Source organism: Streptomyces atroolivaceus (assembly GCF_000717025.1).
In the GTDB taxonomy this organism is placed as follows: Bacteria; Actinomycetota; Actinomycetes; order Streptomycetales; family Streptomycetaceae; genus Streptomyces; species Streptomyces atroolivaceus.
The window spans coordinates 1-5216 of record NZ_JNXG01000037.1 but is presented as its reverse complement, the minus strand read 5'-3'; the positions used below and the strand labels follow the sequence as shown (position 1 = coordinate 5216).

Genomic DNA, 5216 nt, shown 5'->3' with positions numbered 1-5216 from the left:
CCGGGTGGGGGCCAGGTGATGTGTTCGGTGGGTGGGGTGGTGGTGGGTGTTCCGGCCGGTGCGAGGGTTCCGGTGGCGTGCCGGACCCACCCGGCGTCGTCCTCGGTGTCCTCCGCCGCCCGGGAGTGCACGGCGATCGTCCTGCGGCCCGCCTCGTCCACCGAGCCGACCGCGACCTGGAGGTCGACGGCGGCCGACTCCGGGAGTGCGAGCGGGGCCTCCAGGGTGAGGTCCTCGACGGACGCGGCCGCGGTGAGGTCGCCCGCGTGCAGGGCGAGGTCGACCAGGGCCGCGCCCGGCAGCAGGACCGTCCCGGCGACCGCGTGCTCGGTGAGCCACGGGTGTGTACGGAGCGAGACACGGCCGCTCAGCACGAGACCGTCGCCCTCGGCCAGCCGCACGGCCGTGTCGAGCAGCGCGTGCGCGGACCCGGATCCGCCCGTGGCATCCGCCCGGGGAGTGAGCCAGAAGCGCTCCGGCCGGAACGGGTAGGTGGGCAGGTCTTCGGGGTGCGCCGGGGTGCGCTCCGGCCGCCAGGTGGCGGGGGAGTGGCCGCTCGTGTGCAGCCGCGCGAGCGCCGCACCGAACGTGCTGCCTTCCTCACCGGTCCTGCGCAGGGCCGGGATGAGCACGGCGGGTTCGGAGAGTGAGTGCTGCGCGAGTGCCGTGAGGGTGGCGTCCGGACCGAGCTCGACGTAGCGGGCGACTCCCCGGGTCTCCAGGGCGCGCACGTGGTCGGTGAACCGGACCGTGTCGCGGATGTGCGCCGCCCAGTAGGCGGCGCTCGTCGGATCGCCCGCGGTGACGAGCGGAATCGACGGTTCCCGGAAGGCGAACGCAGAGATCTCCTTCCGGAACTCCTGGAGCACCGGCTCCATCAGGGGCGAGTGGAACGCGTGACTCACCTTGAGCCGGGTGGTGCGGCGGCCGAGGGCGGTGAACACCTCCTGTACCGCGAGCGCGTCCTCCTCCGCACCCGAGATCACAGTGGAGTCGGGTGCGTTGAGCGCGGCGACGGACAGCCGCGGCGTCAGGTGCGGGAGCAGCTCCTCCTCGGTGGCCTGGACGGCGACCATCGCCCCGCCTGCCGGCAGGCCGCGCATCAGGCGTCCCCGGACCGCGACGAGCCGTGCCGCGTCGGCGAGGTCGAGCACCCCGGCCGCGTGCGCGGCGGCGATCTCGCCGATCGAGTGCCCCGCCATGTGGTCGGGCACGATCCCCCGGTGCTCCAGGGTCCGGTACAGCGCGGTCTGCAGGGCGAACAGGGCGGGCTGCGTGTAGTCGGTCCGGTTCAGCAGGTCCGCGTCCTGTCCCCACATCACGTCCCGCAGCGGCAGGTCGAGGTGCGGGTCGAGCGCGGCGAGCGCGGAGTCGAGAGCGGCGGCGAACACCGGTTCGGCGGCGTGGAGTTCGCGCCCCATGCCCAGACGCTGGCTGCCCTGGCCGGTGAAGAGGTACGCGGTGCCGCCTCCGGTCGTGGTGCCGCTGGTCAGACCGGGCGCTTCCGAGCCCTCGGCGAGCGCGGCGAGGCCGGTGAGGAGCGCGTCGCGGCCGGTGGCGTCGACGACCGCCCGGTGCTCGAACCGGGCCCGGGCCGCAAGTGAGACGGCGGCATCCCGGACGGGCGCCTCGGGACGGGCGACGGCGTACGCGTGCAGCCGGCGCGCCTGGTCGCGCAGCGATTCCTCGCTCTTCGCCGACAACAGCCAGGGGAGCGGTGCGGGTTCGCCGGACCGGGTCGCGGGGGCGGGGTCGGCGTCCGCCTGCTCCAGGACGACGTGCGCGTTGGTGCCACTGATCCCGAACGAGGAGACGGCCGCCCGGCGCGGTTCCTCGCCGGCCGCCCGGGGCCACGGCCGGTTCTCGGTGAGGAGCCGTACGGTGCCGTCCGACCAGTCGACGTGGTCGGTCGGCTCGTCCACGTGCAGCGTCCGGGGCAGTACCCCGTTGTGCATCGCCATGATCATCTTGATCACGCCGCCGACACCCGCCGCGGCTTGGGCATGTCCGATGTTCGACTTCAACGAGCCGAGCCACAGCGGATGTTCTGCGTCCCGTTCGCTGCCGTACGTGTTGATGAGGGCCTGGGCCTCGATGGGGTCGCCGAGCCGGGTCCCGGTGCCATGAGCCTCGACCGCGTCCACCTGGGACGCGGTGAGCCGGGCGTTGGCCAGGGCCTGCCGGATCACCCGCTCCTGCGAAGGGCCGTTCGGGGCCGTGAGACCGTTGCTGGCGCCGTCCTGGTTGGTGGCCGTGCCCCGTACGACGGCCAGGACCGGATGGCCGTTGCGCCGGGCGTCGGAGAGCCGCTCCAGAAGCAGCAGACCGACGCCTTCGCTCCAGCCCGTGCCGTCGGCCGTGGTGGAGAAGGACTTGCAGCGGCCGTCGGGAGACAGCCCCCGCTGACGGCTGAACTCCACGAAGGTCCCGGGCGTGGCCATCACCGTCGCGCCGCCCGCCAGCGCCAGCGAGCACTCACCCTGCCGCAACGACTGCGCCGCCAGGTGCAGCGCCACCAGCGACGACGAGCACGCCGTGTCGACCGTGATCGCCGGACCCTCGAGCCCGTACGTGTAGGCGATCCGCCCCGACACCACGCTGCCGGTGTTGCCGGTCAGCAGAATGCCTTCCAGGTCCTTCGGCATGTGCTGCACCGGCGGCGCGTAGTCGTGGTACATCGTGCCGGCGAACACGCCGGTGTCGCTGCCCCGCACATCGGCCGGGTCGATGCCGGCCCGCTCGAACGTCTCCCAGGCCGTTTCGAGGAGGAGCCGCTGCTGCGGGTCCATCGCCGTGGCCTCGCGTGGGCTGATCCCGAAGAACCCGGCGTCGAACTCGCCCGCCCGGTAGAGGAAACCGCCCTGGTCCGTGCTGGACCTGCCGGTGGCCTCGGGATCGGGGTCGTAGAGGTTCTCCACATCCCAGCCGCGGTCCCGTGGGAAGGGGCCCACGGCGTCGGTTCCCTCGGAGACCAGGCGCCACAGGTCCTCGGGTGAGGCGACCCCGCCCGGATAGCGGCAGGCGAAGCCGATGACGGCGACCGGCTCGTACGCGGATTCCGCCCCCGCGCCCGTCGCCGCCCGAACGGCCGGCGCGGCTGGACCGCCATTGGTCCCCGATGTCAGCCGCTCCCGCAGATGCCCCACCAGTGACTGCGGGGCGGGGTAGTCGAAGATCAGAGTGGCCGGCAGCCGCAGACCGGTGGCCGCGTTGATCCGGGTCCGCAGCTCCACCGCGCTGAGCGAGTCGAAACCGAGTTCCTTGAATCCGGCGGTGACGTCGACGGCCGCCGGCGACGCGTGGCCGAGCACCGCAGCCGCCTGCTCACGCACGAGCTCCGTGATCCTGCGGATCTGCTCCCCCTCCTCCAGACCTGCCAGCTGCGCGGCGAACCCGCCGTCACCGCCCGCTGCCGCGGCGACGGCTCGGCGCAACGGCGCGCGGACCAGGCCGCGCAGCAGCGGGGGCACCCCGGCGGCGCCCGCCCGGGCCCGGACCGCCGCCAGATCCAGTCGCGCGGGTACGAGCAGTGGCTCCGGGCGGCCGAACGCCGCGTCGAACAGTGCGAGCCCCTCGGTCTCCGTCATGGCGGCCACACCGGAGCGGGCCATCCGCGCCAGGTCGGAGCCGCCCAGCTTCTCGCCCATGCCGCCTTCGCCCCACAGGCCCCAGGCGAGCGAGGTCGCGGGGAGGCCCAGACCGTGGCGGTGGTGGGTCAGGGCGTCGAGAAGGGTGTTCGCCGCGGCGTAGTTGGCCTGCCCGGCGGCGCCGATGAGCCCGGAAACGGAGGAGTACACGACGAACGCGGAAAGGTCCATGCGGGCGGTCAGCTCGTGGAGATGGAACGCGGCCTCCGCCTTCGGGCGCATCACGGCGTCGAGGCGTTCCGGGGTGAGCGCGGTGACCACACCGTCGTCCAGGACCCCGGCGGTGTGCACGACGGCGGTCAGCGGCCGGTCGGCGGGTACGGACGCCAGCAGCGCGGCGACCGCGGCGCGGTCCCCGGTGTCGCAGGCCTCGACGCGGGCCTCGGCTCCCCACTCGGCCAACCGCGCCACGAGTTCGTCGGCGCCGGGGGCCTCCGCGCCCCGGCGGCTGGTCAGCAGGAGGTGTCGTACGCCGTACTCGGCGGCCAGGTGCTCGGCGAGCAGCCGGCCGAGCCGTCCGAAGGCGCCGGTGATCAGCACGGTGCCGCCGGCCGCGAGTGGACGCGGGGCGTTCTCGGCGGACGGGGCCCCAGGCGCGATCCTCTCCGCCGGGGCGCTCTCCGGGAGCCGGGCCAGCCGGGGCGTGCGGATCTCGCCCGCGCGGACCGCACTCTGCGGCTCTCCGGACGCGGCGACGGTCCCCAGCCGCCGGAGTGACTCCGGTGCGCCGTCGACGTCGACCAGCGCGAACCGGCCGGGATACTCCGACTGGGCCGAGCGCAGGAGTCCCCACAGAGGTGCGGTCCCCAGGCCGTCCAGCGTCACTTCCGGCACGCCGGCAGCATCGACGCGGCCGGTGCCCACGGATGCGCGCGTCACCACCAACAGGCTTGTGTCCGCGAGCCGTTCGTCGCCCAGCAGGGCTTGGACCGTGGCGAGCGCCTCGTGTGCGGTACGGCGTGCGGTGCCGAGGAGACCGTCCGGTCCGGTGTCCGCACCGGACCCGGGCGCTTCGGGTCCGGTCCCCGGCGCGTACACGGCGAGTCCGGGGGCGGTCGCCGTGCCGGCGTCCACGGCTGCCAGGAGCGCGGTGACGTCCTCGTACGGATCGGCGCCGAGTACGGCGGCCAGCTCCCGTGCCACGGGGGAGTCGCCCAGCACCGCGAGGCGCTCGTGGTCTGCCGCCTTGCCGTCCGTCCCCGCCGTGGTGGCGTCGGCGACGGACGGCTGCCAGGCGACCGTGTACAGCGGATGCCGTCGGGAAGTGTCCCGGAGACGTCCGGCGGACGCCTCGCGCAGCACCAGCGACTCGACCACCGCGACCGGTGCGCCCGTCGGGTCGTCGAGACGCAGGGTCACGCTCCCGTCGGCGGACGGGCGCGCGCTGACCCGCAGCCGGGTGGCACCCGTCGAGTGCAGCGTCACACCGCTGAATCCGAACGGCAGCAGCCCTTCGGCACCGTCGACCAGCGGGTGGAGGGCGGCGTCGAGGAGTGCGGGGTGCAGGGTGTGCCCGGTGGTGTCGACGCCTTCGGGCAGGGTGACCTCGGCGTAGAGGTCGTCGCCGTC

General features: G+C 74.3%; 1 protein-coding gene. It reads right to left on the bottom strand.

The genetic code is table 11. From position 1 onward, the window contains the following. Positions 1-5216 (bottom strand): type I polyketide synthase (locus OO67_RS35215; RefSeq protein ID WP_033305924.1); only part of this gene is annotated, 5216 nt, incomplete at both ends.